General features: G+C 43.6%; 20 protein-coding genes. 18 read left to right on the top strand and 2 right to left on the bottom strand.

Going from position 1 to position 22,164, the window contains the following annotated elements:
• The 10 genes from uvrB to thiI all read left to right on the top strand — a co-directional run.
• Nucleotides 1-1,919 (top strand): excinuclease ABC subunit UvrB (gene uvrB, locus DWW86_RS09020; protein WP_286187689.1); only part of this gene is annotated, 1,919 nt, incomplete at its 5' end.
• Nucleotides 1,920-2,042: 123 nt separating this feature from the next.
• A complete protein-coding gene (locus DWW86_RS09015) occupies nt 2,043-3,200 on the top strand; it encodes a pyridoxal phosphate-dependent aminotransferase (RefSeq protein WP_117942901.1) in 1,158 nt (385 codons plus the stop codon).
• A gap of 264 nt (nt 3,201-3,464) precedes the next feature.
• A complete protein-coding gene (gene hrcA, locus DWW86_RS09010) occupies nt 3,465-4,517 on the top strand; it encodes a heat-inducible transcriptional repressor HrcA (RefSeq protein ID WP_072521633.1) in 1,053 nt (350 codons plus the stop codon).
• 30 nt (nt 4,518-4,547) lie between these two features.
• A complete protein-coding gene (gene grpE, locus DWW86_RS09005) occupies nt 4,548-5,180 on the top strand; it encodes a nucleotide exchange factor GrpE (protein ID WP_083585488.1) in 633 nt (210 codons plus the stop codon).
• 38 nt (nt 5,181-5,218) lie between these two features.
• A complete protein-coding gene (gene dnaK / locus DWW86_RS09000; RefSeq protein WP_117942900.1) occupies nt 5,219-7,096 on the top strand; it encodes a molecular chaperone DnaK in 1,878 nt (625 codons plus the stop codon).
• A 147-nt stretch (nt 7,097-7,243) separates the two neighbouring features.
• Nucleotides 7,244-8,425 (top strand): molecular chaperone DnaJ, encoded by a 1,182-nt coding sequence (dnaJ, locus tag DWW86_RS08995; RefSeq protein ID WP_117942899.1) that lies wholly within the window; start codon nt 7,244-7,246, stop codon nt 8,423-8,425.
• A gap of 154 nt (nt 8,426-8,579) precedes the next feature.
• Nucleotides 8,580-9,533, top strand: a complete 954-nt coding sequence (gene prmA / locus DWW86_RS08990) for a 50S ribosomal protein L11 methyltransferase (protein ID WP_117942898.1) — start codon at nt 8,580-8,582, stop codon at nt 9,531-9,533.
• A gap of 4 nt (nt 9,534-9,537) precedes the next feature.
• A complete protein-coding gene (locus DWW86_RS08985) occupies nt 9,538-10,281 on the top strand; it encodes a 16S rRNA (uracil(1498)-N(3))-methyltransferase (RefSeq protein WP_117942897.1) in 744 nt (247 codons plus the stop codon).
• Nucleotides 10,282-10,297: 16 nt separating this feature from the next.
• On the top strand, nt 10,298-11,452 hold the full coding sequence (locus DWW86_RS08980; protein WP_072521627.1) for a cysteine desulfurase family protein: 1,155 nt from the start codon (nt 10,298-10,300) through the stop codon (nt 11,450-11,452).
• Nucleotides 11,453-11,503: 51 nt separating this feature from the next.
• The gene (gene thiI, locus DWW86_RS08975) at nt 11,504-12,685 is read left to right on the top strand and encodes a tRNA uracil 4-sulfurtransferase ThiI (protein WP_072521626.1); all 1,182 of its coding nucleotides are present in this window, start codon (nt 11,504-11,506) and stop codon (nt 12,683-12,685) included.
• A 92-nt stretch (nt 12,686-12,777) separates the two neighbouring features.
• Here the strand turns inward: thiI and DWW86_RS08970 are convergent, their stop codons facing one another.
• A complete protein-coding gene (locus DWW86_RS08970; RefSeq protein ID WP_072521625.1) occupies nt 12,778-13,014 on the bottom strand; it encodes an HPr family phosphocarrier protein in 237 nt (78 codons plus the stop codon).
• A 221-nt stretch (nt 13,015-13,235) separates the two neighbouring features.
• Between DWW86_RS08970 and mtaB the strand changes: the two genes are divergently transcribed.
• The 8 genes from mtaB to DWW86_RS08930 all read left to right on the top strand — a co-directional run bounded on the left by mtaB (nt 13,236) and on the right by DWW86_RS08930 (nt 19,896).
• On the top strand, nt 13,236-14,552 hold the full coding sequence (gene mtaB, locus DWW86_RS08965; protein ID WP_117942896.1) for a tRNA (N(6)-L-threonylcarbamoyladenosine(37)-C(2))-methylthiotransferase MtaB: 1,317 nt from the start codon (nt 13,236-13,238) through the stop codon (nt 14,550-14,552).
• A 114-nt stretch (nt 14,553-14,666) separates the two neighbouring features.
• Entirely contained in the window at nt 14,667-14,939 is a 273-nt protein-coding gene (locus tag DWW86_RS08960) for an IreB family regulatory phosphoprotein (protein WP_015542353.1), read from the top strand.
• Between the two features lie 4 nt (nt 14,940-14,943).
• Nucleotides 14,944-15,366, top strand: coding sequence for a Holliday junction resolvase RuvX (ruvX, locus tag DWW86_RS08955; protein WP_117942895.1), 423 nt, complete (start codon nt 14,944-14,946; stop codon nt 15,364-15,366).
• 13 nt (nt 15,367-15,379) lie between these two features.
• On the top strand, nt 15,380-15,637 hold the full coding sequence (locus DWW86_RS08950; protein WP_072521622.1) for a DUF1292 domain-containing protein: 258 nt from the start codon (nt 15,380-15,382) through the stop codon (nt 15,635-15,637).
• 87 nt (nt 15,638-15,724) lie between these two features.
• Complete coding sequence (locus tag DWW86_RS08945; protein ID WP_286187699.1) at nt 15,725-17,584, top strand: ribonuclease J; 1,860 nt, start codon at nt 15,725-15,727, stop codon at nt 17,582-17,584.
• Between the two features lie 34 nt (nt 17,585-17,618).
• Nucleotides 17,619-18,020, top strand: coding sequence for an MltG/YceG/YrrL family protein (locus DWW86_RS08940; RefSeq protein WP_072521621.1), 402 nt, complete (start codon nt 17,619-17,621; stop codon nt 18,018-18,020).
• Nucleotides 18,017-18,664 carry an O-methyltransferase gene (locus DWW86_RS08935; RefSeq protein ID WP_072521620.1) on the top strand — a complete coding sequence of 216 codons (648 nt, stop codon included), beginning with the start codon at nt 18,017-18,019 and terminating at the stop codon, nt 18,662-18,664. The genes DWW86_RS08940 and DWW86_RS08935 overlap by 4 nt, the downstream gene beginning before the upstream one ends.
• The gene (locus DWW86_RS08930; protein ID WP_117942894.1) at nt 18,661-19,896 is read left to right on the top strand and encodes a peptidase U32 family protein; all 1,236 of its coding nucleotides are present in this window, start codon (nt 18,661-18,663) and stop codon (nt 19,894-19,896) included. The genes DWW86_RS08935 and DWW86_RS08930 overlap by 4 nt, the downstream gene beginning before the upstream one ends.
• Before the next feature lie 83 nt (nt 19,897-19,979).
• On the opposite strand, the gene DWW86_RS08925 is transcribed toward DWW86_RS08930, so the two are convergent.
• The gene (locus tag DWW86_RS08925; RefSeq protein WP_117942893.1) at nt 19,980-22,142 is read right to left on the bottom strand and encodes a DUF5722 domain-containing protein; all 2,163 of its coding nucleotides are present in this window, start codon (nt 22,140-22,142) and stop codon (nt 19,980-19,982) included.
• Between the last annotated feature and the right edge of the window lie 22 nt (nt 22,143-22,164).

The raw sequence follows: 22,164 nt of genomic DNA, 5'->3' as shown, positions 1-22,164 counted from the left end.
TCAAAGGATTCAAGGAAGGCAATCAGTTCGAGACCTTACTGGGTGTTACCGGATCAGGTAAGACCTTCACAATGGCGAATGTTATCGCCCGGTTAAATAAGCCAACTTTGGTACTTGCGCATAATAAAACACTGGCAGCACAGCTTTACGGTGAGATGAAGGAATTTTTTCCTGAGAACGCAGTCGAATATTTTGTCTCCTACTATGATTATTACCAGCCGGAGGCGTATGTGCCGTCTACGGACACTTATATTGCAAAAGATGCCTCCACAAATGATGAAATCGATAAGTTACGATTATCTGCAACGGCGGCTCTCTGTGAGCGCAGGGATGTAATTGTTGTATCCTCTGTTTCATGTATTTATGGTCTGGGTGCACCGGAAGAATTTTTTGATATGATGATCTCACTTCGTCCGGGAATGGAGAAAGACAGAGATGATGTGATCAAAGAACTGATCGACATTCAGTACAACCGTAATGAAATGGATTTTCATCGAGGTACATTCCGGGTGCGTGGTGATGTATTGGAAATTTTTCCTGCCAACTATTCTGACCGTGTGATTCGTGTAGAGTTTTTTGGGGACGAGATCGATCGTATTACAGAAGTGGATGTCCTGACAGGCGAGATCCGCAGTGAACTGAAACATGCCGCGATTTTCCCGGCATCCCATTATGTTGTGCCACAGAGCCAGATCCAGAGAGCAGCAGATGCCATCCTCGAAGAAATGAAAGAACAGGTTGCCTATTTTAAAGGTGAGGATAAGCTGATTGAGGCACAGCGTATTGCCGAGAGAACGAATTTCGATGTAGAAATGATGAAAGAAACAGGCTTCTGTTCCGGTATAGAGAATTACTCACGACATCTTACAGGACTGGCACCGGGGCAGCCGCCATATACATTGATGGACTATTTTAAAGATGACTTTCTTCTTATTATAGATGAGTCTCACAAAACCGTCTCACAGGTTGGCGGCATGTATGCCGGTGACCAGAGCCGTAAACAGACACTGGTGGATTATGGTTTCCGTCTGCCGTCTGCGAAGGACAACCGTCCGTTGAGTTTTGAGGAATTCGAAAACAAACTGGATCAGGTTATGTTTGTTTCTGCGACACCGGGACAGTATGAGGCGGATCATGAGCTTCTTCGTGCAGAGCAGATTATCCGTCCGACCGGACTTCTGGATCCGAAGGTTGAGGTGCGTCCGGTGGAAGGGCAGATCGATGACCTGATCGGAGAAGTCAATAAAGAAGTAGAAAAGGGCAATAAGATTCTGATCACGACACTGACAAAACGTATGGCGGAAGATCTGACGGATTATATGAAAGATGTCGGCATTCGTGTACGTTATCTCCACTCAGATATTGATACCCTTGAGCGAGCGGAGATCATCAGGGATATGCGCCTGGACGTTTTTGATGTACTGGTTGGAATCAACCTTTTGCGAGAAGGTCTGGACATTCCGGAAATCACGCTGGTAGCCATCCTGGATGCGGATAAAGAAGGATTTCTGCGTTCAGAGGTTTCACTTATTCAGACGATCGGACGTGCAGCACGTAACAGCGAAGGTCATGTCATTATGTATGCTGATGTGATGACGGATTCCATGCGAAAGGCAATTCAGGAGACTGAGCGAAGAAGAAGTATTCAGGAGGCATACAATAAAGAACATGGAATTACACCGACCACGATCAAAAAAGCGGTGCGCGATCTGATTACTGTTTCCAGGGCTGTTGCTGAGACAGAAGATAAACTGAAGAAAGATCCGGAATCCATGACAAGGAAAGAACTGACAAAACTGATTGGACAGGTGGAAAAGCAGATGCGCGCGGCGGCCGCAGATCTGAACTTCGAACAGGCGGCAGAGCTGCGTGACAAGATGATCGAGCTTAAGAAAAATCTGGACGAGATGGATTCCTGAGATATGGAGAGAAAATGTCAAAGTGCATAAGAGTAGCTTGTGATTAATTTTCACTTTACGCTTGTACAGTGATGGTGAGCGTGCTAAAATGGAACGAGCACGACACGAAAGAAGGATAGAAATATGCAGTTTTCCAAAAGATTAGACAGATTTGGAGAGGAAATTTTTGCAGCCCTGAATAATCGACGTATGGAGCTGGAACAGCAGGGAATGAAAATTTATAATATGAGTGTGGGAACACCGGATTTTAAGACACCGGAGCACATCAAAAAAGCACTTGCAGAAGCAGCAATGGATGACAATAACTGGAAATACAGTCTTCGTGATCTTCCGGAACTGCTCGAGGCAGTCTGTACTTATTATAAGAAACGATTTGATGTGGAGCTGACACCGGATATGGTAATGACTGTTTACGGAAGTCAGGAAGGTATGGGACATCTGGGGATGGCGCTTTGTGATGAAGGCGATGTGGTACTGCTTCCGGATCCATGTTATCCGGTATTTGCCGCAGGGAGCCTGATGGCAGGCGCGAAGCCGTACTATTATCCATTGGTGGCTGAGCATGAGTTTCTTCCATATGTAAAGGATATCCCGGAAGAGGTGGCAAAGAAAGCCAGATACATGGTTGTTTCCCTGCCGTCCAATCCGGTTGGAAGCATTGCAACACCGGGGCTGTACGAAGAAATTGTAGAGTTTGCGCGTAAGTATGATATTCTTATCATTCATGATAACGCATACAGTGATATTATCTTTGACGGAGCGCATGGCGGAAGCTTCCTTTCTACAGAAGGAGCGCGGGAAGTTGGTGTAGAATTCTTCAGCCTTTCAAAATCCTTTAATGTAACCGGCGCGAGAATCAGTTTTCTGGTAGGTCGTCCGGATGTGATTGCAGCACTTCGTAAATTAAGAAGTCAGATTGATTTTGGTATGTTTCTTCCGATTCAGAAAGCAGCGATTGCGGCACTGAACGGTCCGCTGGAAAGTGTACAGGAGCAGTGCGATATGTATCAGGAAAGACGTGATGCACTTTGCAATGGTCTTCGTGAAATCGGCTGGGATCTTCCGAATGGAAAGGGAACCATGTTTGTCTGGGCGAGAATCCCTGGTGGACGTACTGATAGTATGGCATTCTGTATGGAACTGATGGAAAAAGCTGGTGTTATCGTAACTCCTGGTGCAAGTTTCGGACCACATGGAGAAGGATATGTGCGTTTTGCGCTTGTACTGCCGCCGGATAAGATCCGCGAGGTGGTAGAGGCAATCCGCAGAAGCGGAATCTGAGAAAGCAGCACATATCTGCAGAAAGATTTATTTACAATAAATTAAGAACAGAATCTTACATAATCGCAGTACATCTGACACAAAGTAACAAAGTGGAAAAGCAGATTTTCCCGATTTGTGTCTGTACTGTGATTTTTTTTGATTTTTAAAAAAATTAATAATTATCTGTTGACAAACAATAATGACAGTGCTATCTTAACAGTATAGATGTTAGCACTCCTCATTATTGAGTGCTAACAAATGAAACGGAAAGGAACTGAGAGCATGGATGAACAATTGACGGATCGTAAGAAACGGATCCTGAAAGCGATTATCAAGACATACATGGCGACAGGCGAGCCGGTTGGTTCGAGGACGATCTCGAAGGATGCAGATCTGAATGTCAGCTCAGCAACGATCCGAAATGAGATGTCTGATTTGACAGATATGGGCTACATCGTACAGCCACATACGTCGGCAGGAAGAATTCCTTCTGACAAGGGCTATCGTCTTTATGTGGATGAGCTTATGAAGGAAAAGGAAGACGAGATCGAAGAGATCCGTAATCTGATGATTGAGAAGACAGACAAGATGGAAAAGGTGCTTAAGAATGTAGCACGAGTTCTTGCTTCTAATACAAATTACGCGACGATGGTTTCGGTTCCCCAGTACAGCGGAAATAAACTGAAATTCATTCAGTTATCCCGTGTTAATGAAATGCAGCTTGTAGCAGTGGTTGTATGCGAGGGAAACGTCATCCGCAACCAGATCATTGATCTGGATGAAGAGATGGATGATGAGACACTCCTGAAGCTGAATCTGCTTCTTAATACCAATCTGAATGGACTGCCGATTCAGGATATCAATCTTGGCATGATCGCCAGACTGAAAGAACAGGCAGGCATCCACAGCGGACTGGTTGCAAGAGTGCTGGACGCAGTTGCAGCTACGATTCATGTTGATGAAGATGATCTGGAAATCTATACGTCAGGTGCGACGAACTTCTTTAAATATCCGGAACTGTCTGACAAGACTAAGGCAACCGAACTGATTTCTACTTTCGAAGAAAAGCAGCAGCTGGTTGATCTGGTCAAAGAACGGATGGCGGATGATAATACCGGAGTTCAGGTGTACATCGGAGATGAACTTCCGATTTCGACCATGAAAGACTGCAGTGTTGTTACTGCTACTTATGAACTGGGCGAAGGCATGCATGGAACAATCGGTATCGTAGGACCGAAGCGAATGGATTATGAAAATGTAGTAAATAGTCTGAAGACCCTCAAGGTCGAACTCGATGAGGTATTCAAAAAAAATAAAAGTAACCAAGACAGTTAACTGTCAAAATGGAAAGGCGGTAGAAGAAACGTGTCAGAAACAACAAAAACAACTGGTGTGCAGGACGAAGCAGAGAAAGAAGTTCCGGAGACTGAAGAACCTGTAACAGAACCAGTCGAAGAATCGCCGGAGGCAACCGCAGGAGAGAATCCGAAAGGAGAAAAAGAAGCGGAAGCCACAGACGAGAAAGAAGCAAAAGGAAAGACATCTTTCTTTGGCAAAAAGAAAAAAGATAATAAATTGGAACAGCAGATCGAAGATCTGACAGACCGTTTAAAACGAAATATGGCTGAGTTTGATAACTTCCGTAAACGCACGGAAAAAGAAAAATCCAGCATGTATATCATCGGAGCGAAGGATATCATTGAGAAAATCCTTCCGGTGGTAGATAACTTTGAAAGAGGTCTTGCACAGGCAACGGAAGGTGATCCGTTTGCTGAGGGCATGGAAAAAATCTACAAACAGCTCACCACCACACTGGAGAGTCTGGGAGTAGAGCCGATCGAAGCTGTTGATAAAGAATTCAATCCGGATCTTCACAATGCAGTAATGCATGTAGAAGACGAATCCGTTGGAGACAACATTGTTGTGGAAGAACTTCAGAAAGGATACACCTATAAAGGATTTGTAGTCCGCCACAGCATGGTTAAGGTTGCAAACTAATTTTTAAATTTCAGATATTAAACAGGAGGAATATTATCATGGGAAAAATTATTGGTATTGACTTAGGTACAACAAACAGTTGTGTAGCTGTAATGGAAGGTGGACAGCCAACCGTTATCGCAAATACAGAAGGAGCTAGAACTACACCATCTGTAGTCGCTTTCACAAAGACAGGTGAGCGTCTTGTAGGTGAACCTGCAAAACGTCAGGCCGTAACAAATGCAGACAGAACAATCTCTTCCATCAAGAGAGAGATGGGTACAGATTATCGTGTAACAATCGATGAGAAGAAATATTCTCCTCAGGAAATCTCCGCTATGATCCTTCAGAAACTGAAAAAAGATGCAGAAGGATATCTTGGAGAAACTGTTTCAGAAGCAGTTATTACAGTTCCGGCATACTTCAACGATGCTCAGCGTCAGGCAACCAAAGATGCAGGTAAGATCGCTGGTCTTGATGTAAAACGTATCATCAACGAGCCTACAGCAGCAGCTCTTGCATACGGACTTGACAATGAGAAAGAACAGAAGATCATGGTTTACGACTTAGGTGGTGGTACATTCGATGTATCTATTATCGAAATCGGTGATGGTGTTATCGAAGTTCTTTCCACAGCAGGTAACAACCGTCTTGGTGGTGATGACTTTGACCAGAAAGTTACAGACTGGATGATCGAAGAATTCAAGAAAGCAGAAGGCGTAGACTTAAGCAATGATAAGATGGCTCTTCAGAGACTGAAAGAAGCAGCAGAGAAAGCTAAAAAAGAACTTTCTTCCGCAACAACAACAAACATCAACCTTCCGTTCATCACTGCAACAGCAGAAGGACCGAAGCATTTCGATATGAACCTTACAAGAGCTAAATTTGATGAGCTGACACATGACCTCGTAGAAAAGACAGCAGAGCCGGTTCGCCGTGCACTGTCTGACGCAGGAATCACAGCTTCCGAACTTGGTCAGGTACTTCTGGTCGGTGGATCTACACGTATCCCGGCTGTACAGGACAAAGTAAAACAGCTTACAGGTAAAGAGCCAAGCAAATCCCTGAACCCGGATGAGTGTGTAGCACTTGGTGCTTCTGTACAGGGTGGTAAACTTGCAGGTGATGCAGGTGCCGGTGATATCCTTCTTCTGGATGTTACTCCGCTGTCACTGTCTATCGAGACAATGGGTGGTATCGCAACTCGTCTGATCGAGAGAAATACAACAATCCCGACCAAGAAGAGCCAGATCTTCTCCACAGCAGCAGATAACCAGACAGCTGTAGATATCAATGTAGTACAGGGTGAGCGTCAGTTCGCGAAAGACAACAAATCCCTTGGTCAGTTCCGTCTGGACGGAATTCCGCCGGCACGTCGTGGCGTTCCGCAGATCGAAGTTACATTTGATATTGATGCCAACGGTATTGTAAACGTATCTGCTAAGGATCTTGGTACAGGAAAAGAACAGCACATCACAATCACAGCCGGTTCCAACATGTCTGATTCTGAAATTGACAAAGCAGTCAAAGAAGCTGCTGAATTCGAAGCTCAGGATAAGAAACGTAAAGAGGGAATCGATACAAGAAACAATGCAGATTCCATGGTATTCCAGGTTGAGAATGCACTGAAAGAAGCCGGAGACAAGATTGATGCCAACGACAAAGCAGCAGTTGAGACAGACCTGAATGCACTGAAAGATCTTCTTGCTCAGACAGCAAATGCAGAAATGACAGATGCTCAGATTGCAGATATCAAAGCAGCTCAGGAAAAAATGATGGAAAGTGCTCAGAAACTTTTCGCAAAAATGTATGAGCAGACACAGCAGGCCGGCGGTCAGGCAGGTCCGAACCCGGGAGCAGGCGCAGGTGCAGCTCAGGGCGGAAATGAAGCTGGCTATGGCGATGATGTTGTAGACGCTGATTATAAAGAAGTATAATATATATAAATCATATAAATAAAATCTAAAACCTCAGATGCCATTCATGCTTGCATGGATGGCATTGGGGGATTATAATAATGTTTTGGTGTGGCGGATAGCTGCAAAGAGCAACAATGCAAATATAAAATATAGGAAAGAGAAAAGATGGCTGATAAAAGAGATTACTACGAGGTCCTGGGTGTCAGCAAGACAGCCAGTGATTCAGAATTAAAAAGTGCATATCGAAAATTAGCCAAGAAATATCATCCGGACGTAAATCCGGGAGACAAAGAAGCGGAAGCGAAGTTCAAAGAAGCAACAGAAGCATACAGTGTACTGAGTGATGCAGAAAAGAGAAGACAGTATGACCAGTTTGGGCATGCTGCCTTTGAACAGGGCGGTGGCGGAGCCGGCGGATTCGGCGGCTTTGACTTCAACGGTGCAGACATGGGTGATATTTTCGGTGACATTTTTGGAGATCTGTTTGGAGGCGGCGGAAGACGCCGTACCAACAACGGACCGATGAAGGGTGCCAACTTACGTGCCCGTGTAAATATTACCTTTGAAGAAGCTGTGTTTGGATGTGACAAAGAACTCGAAATCGTTCTGAAAGATGAATGTACGACCTGTCACGGAACCGGTGCAAAACCGGGAACACAGCCAACTACCTGTCCGAAATGTCATGGAGAAGGTCAGATTGTCTATACACAGCAGTCTATGTTTGGTATGGTTCGAAATGTACAGACCTGTCCGGATTGTAACGGAAGCGGTAAGATCATTAAAGAAAAATGTACTTCCTGTCGTGGAACAGGTTACACATCTTCAAGAAAGAAGATACAGGTTTCCATTCCGGCAGGTATTGACAATGGACAGAGCATCCGTATCCGTGACAAAGGTGAGCCGGGAACGAACGGTGGCCCAAGAGGTGACCTGCTTGTAGAAGTAAATGTTGCGAATCATCCGATCTTCCAGAGACAGGACATGAACATCTTTTCAACAGCACCGCTGACCTATGCACAGGCTGCATTGGGTGGTGAGATTCACATCAACACTGTGGACGGAGATGTTGTATACGAAGTGAAGCCGGGAACCCAGACAGATACCCGTATCCGTCTGAAAGGCAAGGGCGTTCCTTCTCTCAGAAACAAAAACATCCGTGGTGACCATTATGTAACACTAGTCGTTCAGGTTCCGACTAAACTGAATGAAGAAGCGAAAGAAGCTCTTCGTAAGTTTGATGAGGCCTGTGGTAACAAGCCTGGTTCTGAGGCAAAAGGCGGATCTGAGAAATCAGAAAAGAAGAAAAAGAGTTTTATGGATAAACTCAAAGAGACTTTTGAGGACTAAATTCGCTAAAACAAAAGAAACTTTTCAGGAAAAGAGGGAAACCTCTTTTCTTTTTTTGCACTATCATGTATTATAAAAAATAAGGCAAAATTGCAGACACAGTTTGCAGATATCGTAAAGTGGTCGCACAGAACAAGACAGGAGATTACAATATATGAAATGGAACCGTTTTACCATTAAGACAAAAACAGAAGCAGAAGACATGATCATTTGCACACTTGCAGAAATCGGTGTGGAAGGTGTGGAGATTCAGGATCACCAGCCACTGACCGAGGAAGATAAAGCACAGATGTTTGTTGACATCATGCCGGAAGGACCGGCGGATGACGGCATTGCTTATCTGAATTTTTATCTTGAAGAAGATGCAGATAAAGAAAACATTCTTCGTGATGTCAGAAATGCACTGGAAGAACTTCGTACCTTTATGGATATCGGTGAGGCGACGATTGAAGAATCCCAGACTGAGGACAAAGACTGGATCAACAACTGGAAAGAGTTTTTCCATCAGTTCTATGTGGACGATATTCTGATCGTTCCATCCTGGGAAGAGGTAAAAGAAGAAGACAAGGACAAGATGATTCTTCATATCGATCCGGGGACTGCATTCGGAACCGGTATGCATGAGACAACACAGCTTGTTATCCGTCAGTTAAAGAAATACGTAAAACCGGGCATCGAACTTCTCGATGTCGGAACCGGAAGCGGAATCTTAGGAATTACAGCACTCAAACTAGGCGCCGGTCATGTGGTAGGAACTGACCTGGATCCATGTGCTGTTCCGGCAGTACAGGATAATAAAGAAGCCAATGAAATCGTAGATGAAACATTCGATATGATGATCGGAAACATCATCGATGACAAAGAAGTGCAGGATCAGGTGGGCTATGAGAAATATGACATCGTAGCTGCAAATATTCTTGCGGATGTGCTAGTACCGCTGACACCAGTGATTGTTCATCAGATGAAAAAAGGCGCTTATTACATCACCTCCGGTATTCTTGATGTCAAAGAAGAAGTAGTCAGAGAAGCTGTTGCAAAAGCAGGTCTGACACTTGTGGAAGTGACCAGACAGGGTGAATGGGTCTGCGTGACCGCAAGAAAGGACTGAGACGATGCAGAGGTTTTTTGTAGAGCCACATCAGATTGATGAGGGAGCACATCAGATTCATATCCTCGGAAGTGATGTCAATCATATTTCAAATGTCCTGCGCATGAAACAGGGCGAGGAACTCTGGATCAGCGACGGAGGTAAAAAGGAATACCGATGTACCATCGAGGAATTCAGCCCGGACGAAGTCCTTCTTCACATTATTTATGCACAGGAACCGGATTATGAGCTTCAGAGCCGTATCTATCTGTTTCAGGGACTTCCGAAGGCAGATAAAATGGAACTGATCATACAGAAGGCAGTTGAGCTCGGTGCATACGAAGTGATTCCGGTAGAGACAAAGCGTTGTGTCGTGAAACTGGACGGCAAAAAAGCAGCAAAAAAGGTTGAGCGCTGGAAACAAATCGCAGAAAGTGCTGCAAAGCAGTCAAAACGTATGCTGATCCCGAATGTACATGAAGTACTGACATTTAAAGAAGCGTTAAAATATGCAGAATCCATGGATGTCCGCCTGATTCCGTATGAACTTGCAAAAGGAATGCAGGAGACAAAGGAGATTCTTGCCGATATCCAGCCGGGACAGTCTATCGGAATTTTTATCGGACCGGAAGGCGGATTTGAAGAAAAAGAAGTAGAAACAGCAATCAGCGAAGGTGCGAAACCGATTACTCTGGGTAAACGTATCCTTCGTACAGAGACAGCCGGACTTGCCATTTTGTCAGTCCTGATGTTTCAGCTTGAGCAATAGATAAAAGAGGAGTGTTATGGAAGTTTATTTTGATAATTCTGCAACGACCAGATGCTATGATTCTGTAAAAGATATCGTAGTGAAGACGATGACAGAGGATTTCGGAAATCCGTCTGCCATGCATTTAAAAGGCGTAGATGCAGAAAAATACGTAAAAGAATCAGCAAAGACGATTGCAGGTATTCTGAAAGTGCAGGAAAAAGAGATTCTGTTCACCTCAGGTGGTACAGAATCTGATAACCTTGCACTGATCGGTGGTGCACTGGCAAACAAGAGAAACGGAAATCACATTATTATTACATCGGTAGAACATGCAGCAGTCAGCCAGCCGGCATCTTTTTTGCAGGAACAGGGATTTGAAATCACCTATCTTCCGGTAGATCACGAAGGCAAAATAAAGATGAGTGCGCTGGAAGCAGTTCTGCGCCCGGATACGATTATGGTTTCTACCATGCTTGTAAATAACGAAGTCGGTGCCGTGATGCCGGTAGAAGAAATTGCGAAGATGGTTCACGAAAAAAGCCCGAAGGCTCTTTATCATGTAGATGCCATCCAGGGATTTGGTAAATACCGCATTTACCCGAAAAAGATGGGCATCGATCTTCTTGCAGTCAGCGGACACAAGATCCACGGACCAAAGGGTATCGGATTTTTGTATATCAATGAAAAAGTAAAGATCATTCCGCAGATCCTTGGTGGCGGACAGCAGAGCGGAATGCGCTCCGGTACAGACAATGTGCCTGGAATCGCAGGACTCGGTGTGGCAGCTGCGCAGATTTATGAAAATCTCGACGAAAATGTAGAGCATATGTACCAGCTGAAAGAGCATATTGCAGAGGGCTTATCTGAGATTGAGGATATCCGTATCAATGGTATGCCGCTTCGCGAAGGTGCGCCACAGATTTTGAGCATCAGCGTTATGGGTGTGCGCAGCGAAGTCCTGCTTCATGCACTTGAAGATAAAGGAATCTACATTTCTGCCGGAAGTGCATGCTCCAGTCACAAGAGAAAACCGAGCGCGACGCTTTCTGCAATGGGAATGTCGAAAGACCAGATAGAAAGTACAGTACGTTTAAGTTTCTGTGAAGAAAACACGATGGAAGAAGCTGATTATTTCTTACAGACTATGAAAGAGCTTGTTCCGATGCTCCGCAGATACTCAAGAAAATAAACAACCAGTGTCGGAAAACACTGACAGAAAATTCAGGAGGAAATACCAGATATGATATTTCATGCATTTTTGATAAAATATGCAGAGATCGCCATCAAGGGCAAAAACAGATATCTGTTTGAGGATGCACTTGTAAAACAGATGAAACTGGCTCTCGAGCCGGTAGAAGGCGAATTTACCGTAACGAAAGAACAGGGCCGTGTATATGTGTTCTGTCCGGAAAAATATGATTTTGACGAGGCTGTAGAAGCATTACAACGAGTGTTTGGTATCGTTGGTATCAGCCCGGTTGTCATTTATGAAGATCAGGGCTTTGATCAGATGGCAGAGGATGTCGTTGCCTACATGAAAGCAAGATATCCGGAATACAAAGGTTCCTTCAAGGTATACACAAGAAGAGCAAAAAAATCTTACCCGATTACCTCTATGGAAGTCAGCGCAGCAATAGGTGAAAAAATCCTCGATGCGTTCCCGGAGGCATCTGTTGATGTACACAATCCGGAAATGACACTTTCCGTAGAAATCCGTGACAAGATTTATGTATATTCCGAGACTATTCCGGGACCGGGAGGGATGCCGATCGGAACAAACGGAAAAGCCATGCTTCTCCTTTCTGGTGGTATTGACAGTCCAGTAGCAGGTTATATGATCGCAAAACGTGGAGTCAAGATCGAGGCAGTGTATTTCCATGCCCCGCCGTACACAAGCGAACGTGCAAAACAGAAAGTTGTAGACCTTGCAAAACTGGTTGCACGCTACAGTGGTCCGATCCGTCTGCACGTTGTAAACTTTACGGATATTCAGCTTTATATCTATGATCAGTGCCCACATGAAGAGCTTACAATCATCATGCGTCGTTATATGATGCGTATTGCAGAGCATTTTGCACGTAAAGATAAGTGTCTCGGACTGATTACAGGAGAGAGTATCGGACAGGTTGCAAGCCAGACATTACAGAGTCTTGCAGCAACAGATGAAGTGTGTGAACTCCCGGTATATCGTCCGGTCATTGGATTTGACAAAGAAGAAATCGTTCAGATTTCCAGAAAGATCAATACATTTGAGACTTCAATCCAGCCATTTGAAGACTGCTGTACGATTTTCGTGGCAAAACATCCGGTAACAAAACCGAATCTCAAGGTGATTCACAGATCAGAAGAGAAATTAAACGAGAAGATTGACCAGCTTGTAGAAGAAGCGCTGGCATCTACAGAAGTAATCGAAATTCAGTAAACAGTAAGAAAAAAACAGCTTCTCATGCATATGCACAGAAGCTGTTTTAAAACTGTCTTACATTCATGATCTCCTTAAGGAGATTATACAGATCACTCAATTACATACGGCTGTACGATTGTCAGAATAGTATCAAGAGTGCTGCCTTCAGCATGGATATTCAGATTGATCGGTTTGGATAAGTCTAAACTGAAGATGCCCATGATGGATTTTGCATCGATCACATATCTTCCGGATACTAAGTCAAAGTCACAGTCAAATTTACTGATCTCGTTAACAAATGCTTTCACTTTATCGATAGAATTCAGCGAGATTTTTAATGTTTTCATTTTGAGAACCTCCCTATTTAGTGTTGTTATGTGATTAATCTTACCCGTACGCCTCTGAAAAGTCAAGGGAAAATCAGATGAAATTATGGTAAAATATTCGTCTGTATATACAAAAAATGCAACTATTCAGCAGGTAACTGTGAAGGTACTGAACAGTTATAAAAACAATAAAATCGGAATACAAAGTGAAAATATCAGAAAATATATATGAGGTTAAAAATATGAAAAAAAAGGTTGCCCTTCATAATCTGGGCTGTAAAGTAAATGCATACGAAGTAGAAGCAATGCAGCAGCTTCTGGAAAAAGCAGGATATGAGATCGTACCTTTTACGGAAGGAGCGGACATATATCTGATCAATACCTGTACGGTTACGAATATTGCAGACCGTAAATCCCGACAGATGCTGCATAAGGCAAAAAAAATGAACCCGGATGCGATCGTGGTAGCTGCCGGATGTTATGCACAGGCAGACACAGAAAAATTAAAAGAAGATAATGCGGTTGACCTGATTCTCGGAAATAATCAGAAGACACAGATTGTAGAAGTGCTGGAAGAATATGAAAAAGAACATTCCAAACAGGTACAGGTGATCGAGATCAACCACACAAAAGAGTACGAGGAGCTTTCTATCGAACAGACAGCGGAACATGTTCGCGCGTACATCAAAGTACAGGACGGATGCAACCAGTTCTGTACTTACTGCATTATTCCGTTTGCGAGGGGACGTGTGCGAAGCAGAAAAATTGCGGATGTATTAAGAGAAGTTGAGACACTTGCGTCCAAAGGTTATAAAGAAGTCGTACTTACCGGCATCCACTTAAGTTCCTACGGCGTAGATTTTCCGAAAGAAGAAAGAGAGAGCCTTCTTTCTCTGATTCAGGCGGTAAGTAAAGTAGCGGGAATTCAGAGAATCCGTCTTGGTTCTCTTGAACCGAGGATTATTACCGAAGAATTTCTGAAAGGAATCGTTGCGACAGGAAAGGTCTGCCCGCATTTCCATCTGTCTCTTCAGAGTGGATGCAATAAAACACTGAAAAATATGAACCGCCGTTACAGCGCACAGGAATATGCGGAAAAGTGTGATCTGATCCGCAGATATTATCCGGCACCAGCCCTTACGACGGATGTAATTGTAGGATTTCCGATGGAAACAGAGGAAGATTTTGAAGAATCTTATGAATTCGTAAAAAACATTCATTTTTATGAGACACACATTTTCAAATATTCCAGAAGACATGGGACAAAAGCGGCAGCCATGGACGGCCAGCTCACAGAGGCGGTAAAAGCACAGCGAAGTGAAAAATTCCTGGCATTGCATGATATCCGTGCAAAGGAATACGAAGAGGCGATGATCGGAAAGACAATCGAACTTCTTCTTGAAGAGGAAATCGAAGAAGATGGAAAGAACTGGTATGTAGGCCACAGCCGTGAATATGTACGTGCTGTTATCAAAAAGACGGATGTGCATCAGGTAAATGATCTTGTTGAGGCGAAAGTGACCGGATTTCTGACAGACCATCTTTTACGTGCAGAATAATCTGCAGGATGCCGCACAGATTTTCGATATAAATTTCAACAAAAAAAGGGTTCTTGTATTTTGATAAGAATTATATTAAAATAAAAAGGAAATCTTATTAAGGACGTGAGAAAAATGGCAGAAAACAGTTTAGGAAACACACAATATTTCAGAACAAAACCAGATCAGGATCTTGAAGTTAAAGAAGTACTTGATCTGGTCTACAATGCAATGGATGAGAAAGGATATAATCCGGTAAACCAGATAGTCGGTTATATTATGTCCGGAGATCCGACTTATATTACCAGCCACAAAGGCGCGAGAAGCATGATCATGAAAGTCGAGAGAGATGAGCTGGTAGAAGAATTACTTAATGAATATATTAAGAACAAATCCTGGGAACGCTAGGAATATGCGGATTCTCGGATTAGATTACGGATCAAAAACAGTAGGAGTAGCCGTCAGTGATCCACTTGGTCTGACTGCGCAGAAGGTAGAGACAATATGGCGCAAACAGGAAAACAAGCTGCGGCGTACTCTTGCAAGAATTGAAGAACTCATCGCAGAATATGAAGTAGAGAAAATCGTGTTGGGCTTTCCGAAGAATATGAACAATACGGTTGGTGAGCGCGCGGAAAAAGCTCTTGAATTTGGTGAAATGCTGAAAAAGCGGACAGGGCTTGAAGTTATTATGTGGGATGAGCGACTGACAACAGTAGAGGCAGATCGGACACTGATAGAGGCCGGTGTGCGCAGAGAAAACCGCAAACAGTATCTGGACGGCATTGCGGCAGTATTTATTTTGCAGGGATATTTGGATTCCCTGTCAGTATGACAAAGGTGACAACATGGAAAAAATCAGATTTCAGTCTCCTGATGGAACAGTAGAAGATTTCTACATTGAGGAGCAGACAAGAATCGGAGGGGTGGCGTACCTCCTTGTTTCTGATTCAATGGATGACGAAGCAAATGCCTATATTTTAAAAGACGTATCAGAAGATACAGATTCCGAAGCCTGCTATGAAATGGTTGAAGATGAGAACGAACTGCAGGCAGTATATAAAGTTTTTGAGCAGATGCTTGAGGACGTAGACCTTGAAATGTGATTGCACACGAAGCATTATGGAGGTGCTTGATTGAGTATAGAAAATAATATGAACGAAAATAAAGCGCATACACCACAGAGAGAAAGTATGCCAAGAGACAGCAGATTCAAACCGAGAAGATACAATAACCATGACAGGAAATCTGCTGATAATAACGCAAAAAAACAGAACCCGAAACAGAAAAATTTCAAATATAAACAGCAGCAGAAACCACAGCAGAAAACTGGCAGCAAGCCTGCAGTTAAGAATGTTCAGAAACAGCAGCTTCGCACAGGATTACGTAAGGGCCGCCGCGGCACATCCAAGCTGAAAGTCATTCCGCTTGGCGGACTTGAGCAGATCGGAATGAACATCACAGCATTTGAATACGAAGACAGTATTGTAGTCGTTGACTGCGGGCTTTCCTTCCCGGAAGACGATATGCTTGGTATCGACCTTGTCATTCCGGATGTGACCTATCTGAAGGAAAATATTTCCAAAGTCAAAGGTTTCGTGATCACACATGGTCATGAAGACCATATTGGTGCACTTCCGTACATTTTAAAGGAAGTAAATGTACCGATTTATTCTACGAAACTGACACTTGGACTGATCACCAACAAACTGAAAGAGCATAATCTTGTTCGTTCTACAAAGTTAAAAGAAGTCAAACACGGACAGGTTATCAATCTGGGTGATTTTTCCATCGAATTTATCAAGACAAACCACAGTATTCAGGATGCGTCTGCCCTTGCAATCTATTCACCGGCAGGTATCGTAGTTCATACCGGCGACTTTAAGGTGGATTACACACCGGTATTTGGTGACGCAATCGATCTTCAGCGTTTTGCCGAGATTGGTAAGAAAGGTGTACTTGCACTGATGTGTGACAGTACCAATGCAGAACGTCCGGGATTCACCATGTCCGAACGTACCGTGGGACGCGTCTTTGACAATCTGTTTAACGAACACAAAAACGCACGAATCATTATTGCGACTTTTGCTTCAAACGTTGACCGTGTGCAGCAGATCATTGATACTGCATACCGTTTCGGACGTAAGGTTGCAGTCGAAGGCCGTAGTATGGTCAATATCATTTCTGTTGCATCAGAGCTTGGTTATCTCCGAATTCCGGAAAATACGCTGATTGAGATCGATCAGGTTAAGAACTATCCGGATGAAAAAGTAGTTCTGATCACGACAGGAAGCCAGGGAGAGTCTATGGCAGCACTTTCCAGAATGGCAGCAGACATCCACAAGAAAATTACAATTAAACCAAACGATACGATCATTTTCAGTTCCAACCCGATTCCAGGAAACGAAAAAGCCGTGTCAAAGGTTATCAACGAACTGTCTATGAAAGGGGCAAAAGTTATTTTCCAGGATGTTCATGTATCAGGACATGCATGCCAGGAAGAAATCAAGCTGATCTATTCACTGGTAAGACCGAAATATGCAATTCCGGTTCATGGTGAATACCGCCATCTGACCGCACAGAAACATGTGGTTGAGGATCTCGGTATCCCGAAAGAAAATATCTTTATCCTTGCATCCGGCAACGTTCTTGAAATGGATGAAAACAGTGCTCAGGTAACAGGATCCGTTCAGACAGGAGCAATTCTTGTAGACGGTCTTGGTGTCGGTGATGTCGGAAACATTGTCCTTCGTGACCGTCAGCACCTTGCAGAAGACGGCATTATGATCGTTGTCATGACACTGGAGCGACACAGCAACGTTGTTCTTGCAGGACCGGATATCGTATCCAGAGGTTTCGTATATGTAAGAGAATCTGAGGATCTGATGGAACATGCAAAAGAAGTTGTTGAGAATGCACTTGATTCCTGCCTGGACCGCAACATCACAGACTGGGGCAAGATCAAAAATGTAGTGAAAGATGCACTCAGTGATTTCCTATGGAAGAGAACAAAGAGAAGTCCGATGATCCTGCCGATCATCATGGAAGCATAAGACACGAAGCTTTTACAGACAGAAAGGAGCCGATATGGGAGATACAAAAGACCGGGTAGGCGCAGCAGGAGTCATCGTTGCGGGAGGTTTTTTCAAAATAGCTCTGTATGTATGTGTGGCTGTTCTTGTTATCTGGATCGGAAAAGTCACATACCAGTTTGGATACAACATATTTAACCAGCAGGCAATGAGTCCGGGAGAGGGACAGGAAGTAACGGTTGTGATCAAAGAAGACGCAACGGCTTATGATATTGCCAAAACACTGAAAAGCAAAGGCCTGATCGAAGATACACTGGTATTTGTTATACAGGAAAAGCTTTCCAATTACAGCGGCAAAATGAGACCGGGAACTTATCTTCTCAGCACTGCATATACACCGACCAGAATCATGGGTATTCTTGCGGGAGATGCGGAGCAGGAGGGAGTAACTTCGTGATCGTAGAAGAAAGAATGCGAACATTTATAAATTCTCTTGATACAGGCAACACTCCATTTCTTGATGAACTGGAGTGTTCTGCTCTTTCTGAGGGAGTTCCGATAATCCGTAAGGAGATGCAGAGTTTCATCAAAACTCTGCTGGCGCTTGCAAAACCGCAGAAAATTCTGGAAGTGGGGACAGCCGTTGGCTTCTCCACACTTCTTATGTGTGAATACGGCAGACCGGATCTGCATATAACAACGATTGAAAATTACGAAAAACGAATTCCGCTCGCAAAAGAGAATTTCAAAAAAGCAGGAAGAGAAAAACAGATTACATTTCTGGAGGGAGATGCAGGAGAAATCCTGAAAGAACTTAAAGACTCTTATGATCTGATCTTTATGGATGCAGCCAAAGGTCAGTATATTCACTGGCTTCCAGATGTTGTAAGACTTCTTGCACCGGGCGGAATCCTGATGTCGGATAATGTTCTGCAGGAGGGGGAACTGATCGAGTCTCACTACCTTGTGGAACGCAGAAACCGTACGATTTATAAACGAATGAGAGATTATCTTTTTGAACTGAAGCATCACCCACAGCTTACGACGAGTATCATTCCATTGGGCGACGGTGTTTCTGTGAGTGTTAAGGAGGAATTATGAGAAAAATTGAATTGCTGGTTCCGGCAAGCAGTCTGGAAGTTCTTAAGATCGCCGTTGTATTTGGCGCAGATGCCGTTTATATCGGTGGTGAAGCATTTGGGCTTCGTGCGAAGGCGAAGAACTTTTCAAAAGAAGATATGGCAGAAGGAATCGCTTTTGCACATGAACATGGTGTAAAAGTCTATGTGACAGTAAACATTCTTGCGCATAACGATGACCTTCCGGGAGTACGTGAATATCTGCAGGAACTCAAGGAATTAAAACCAGATGCACTGATCATTGCAGACCCGGGAATCTTTACTTATGCCCGTGAAATCTGCCCTGAGATCGAATGCCACATCAGTACGCAGGCAAATAATACCAATTATGAGACTTATCGATTCTGGTACCGTCTCGGAGCCAAACGTGTTGTAACTGCACGTGAACTGTCTCTGAAAGAGATTCGTGAGATCCGTGCCAATATTCCGGATGATATGGAAATTGAAACATTTATACATGGAGCAATGTGCATTTCCTATTCAGGAAGATGCCTGCTGAGCAATTATCTTGTAGGAAGAGATGCCAATCAGGGCGCATGTACACATCCATGCCGTTGGAAATATTCTGTAGTTGAGGAAACGCGTCCGGGCGAATACATGCCGGTTTATGAAAATGAGAGGGGCACTTATATTTTTAACTCCAAGGATCTCTGTATGATTGAGCATATGGATGATGTCCTGAACAGTGGGATCGACAGCCTGAAGATCGAGGGACGTATGAAAACTGCACTTTATGTAGCAACAGTCGCGAGAACATACCGTAAGGCAATCGATGACTATCTGGAATCTCCTGAGAAATATAAAGCGAACATGCCATGGTATCAGGAACAGATTTCAAACTGCACATACAGACAGTTTACGACGGGATTTTTCTATGGAAAACCAGATCAGAATACACAGATCTATGACAACAATACTTACGTAAAAGAATATACTTATCTGGGATATGCGGAAGAAATTGATGAGAAAGGATTTGCACATATTACCCAGAGAAATAAATTCTGTGTCGGTGAGACTATCGAAATCATGAAGCCGGACGGAAGAAACTTGTCTGTGACGGTTAAGGCAATCTACAATGAAAATGGTGAATCTGTTGAGAGTGCGCCGCATCCGCAGCAGAAACTTGCTGTAGACCTTGGAACAGGGATAGAGAAATACGATCTCTTAAGAAGAGCAGAAGCATCAGAAAATTAAATTACAGCTATAATAAAAAAGATCAGATACCCATTTCAGGTACCTGATCTTTTTTGCATAGGAAGTGACTATCATAGAGAGGCTTAACGGCACAACACCGGCGCAGTCAGTTCAAATCTTGCTCCGGATTTCCAGGAAGCACCGCTTACCGGTTGGGCAAGGATCTGGATTTTGGTGATATTCTTGCGATATTTCCAGTTGGCAAGAGTAGTAGACAAATGAACAGTCCTGCGGGTAGGGATATTTCGTGCACATTCAAAATATTGTTTTCCGCAAAAGAAGCGTATTTTAATCTGGACAGAAGTTTTGGTTGCCCCTGTTACACGGAGAGTAGTGCAGAAACGTGGAGAAGAAGAAACATTAAGGTTTTTCTTAAAACTTTGCGTATATCCCCATGAAATATTCTGATTGCGGGAGGTGTTCCGGTATATAGTAAAATTATCGCCTTTTTTATTGAAACTTCTGGAAGCACCGTAGGCTGTCCAGCTTTTGGAAACAGAACCTGTCTTTTTATAACCACTTACCGGGGTTAGTCTTCCAATTGTACAGGAAACTTTGTTGTAAAGTCTGTTGCTGTAAGAAGGAATAAGCTGTCTCCAGCTTCTGGCACCACCAATTGAAGATACCAGTGAACTTGTTGCGAAATTGGAAAGGCTGGTGTCCATGTATTTATAGATATTCCAGGATAATTTTTTTGATCTGGCATTCTCGGGTGAGGAAGAACTTGCGGAAGTTGTCCATAATCCGAGGTTTAATCCCTGACTGATCTCAGCTGTGTGATCGACCTGACGGTGAATGATGAGAGAGTCGATCATGTTGTCTGATTCAGAAATCAGGTACGAATATGCAATCGCGGCGGCCTGAAGTTTTTCAACATTTTTTCCGTTCTGGATAGAAGTATACCCCTGTTCAGAAAGAATGATCCTTGTTCGGGAACCGTATTTCTGGCGGATGTAACGAGTCAGAATCTGGATATTTCCCATATTGATTACAGGAGAAGAAAGCGAATTTCTGATCTGCCCGTTTGTGTTGGCCCAGAAGCGTGGCTCTGTCAGTGGCGAACTGTAAGGGTGGTAAGCAAGGTTCCATGCGATGTTTCCATCAGCACGAAGTCTTGTAGCAAATGCGTCCAGCATTTTGCGCGAAGCAAAAGTACCACTCACATTGTTAGTATTCCACAGATGATCCAGTGAAATGTAAACTCTTGCATTTGAATAGACGCTTGTCAGCACATTATATGCCAGACGGAACTGGTCGGCATAGACTTTTGCATACTGATTTAAGTTCTTGGAACCCGCATAATTATATGTCCAGTAATTGTTGACTTCGTTTCCGACGATCCAGTTTACGATTCGTCCGTATTTTCCATTGGTAGTACTGTAACGGTTGGCAAGAAAATTAAGCGTTGCCTGCAGATAATTTCTTGCAGCAGGGTTGGCAGTGTTCCAGGCATAAAAACTGTGCCCTTTATAACGCCCCTGCGGATAAATCAGTCCCCTAAGATCATCGCGCCAGCTTAAAAGAAGGACAGCGCTGTTGACCGAAGAGGTGGATTTTAATGATTGCAGCTGTCGGTCATAATAAGAAACAGAGTCTTTTACGAACCAATAAGTTTTACCATTATACTTCCAGGCATAAGAATATCTGGAATTTCTAAGGACTGGTGGTGCAAGGAGCTGACTGAAATCAATATTGATGACAGAGTTATGTACATTCAGCTCCTCGGCGTCTTCAAGCATATCAGCGTTGATCTGCAGCCCCTTTTTGGAAACTGCTTTCGGGAAGCGGTAGCGGTATCTGGCAAGTGCACCGGGATTTGAAATATATCGTTTTGTACTGATTTGGGTGTATTTGCCTCTGCTGTTTCTCGAAGCGATTGCAAAACCATGATAAAGAAGACTGGTATTGTTTAAAGTAGAAGGACAGGAAAATGTCATCTTGTTTGCTTTGCGTGCAGATGCAACAGGTCTGGCGGATGAAGAAATCCGGCTGCTTCCCGGAGTCAGTGCAAAAAGATAGCATCTGGAACCGCCTATCCTTCGCATGTTTGAAACAGTGGCTGTGATACGTATTTTTTTTGTTCCGTTCAGTCTGCATGAAGTGATAGAAACAGGATTTGTCGCTGCCTCCACCTGAACAGGCTCTGTCAGTGAACTATATAAAGTTATACACAACAACAGAGTAAAAATAACCACGGAAAATTTACGTATGCATGAAAGAAATGGGTTACGATTAGTATTTCTCATAAATGGTATTCTCCTTCCGATC

This window comes from Ruminococcus sp. AF17-22AC, assembly GCF_003460065.1.
GTDB lineage: Bacteria > Bacillota > Clostridia > Lachnospirales > Lachnospiraceae > Blautia_A.
This window is presented reverse-complemented; position numbering and strand designations above follow the sequence as displayed.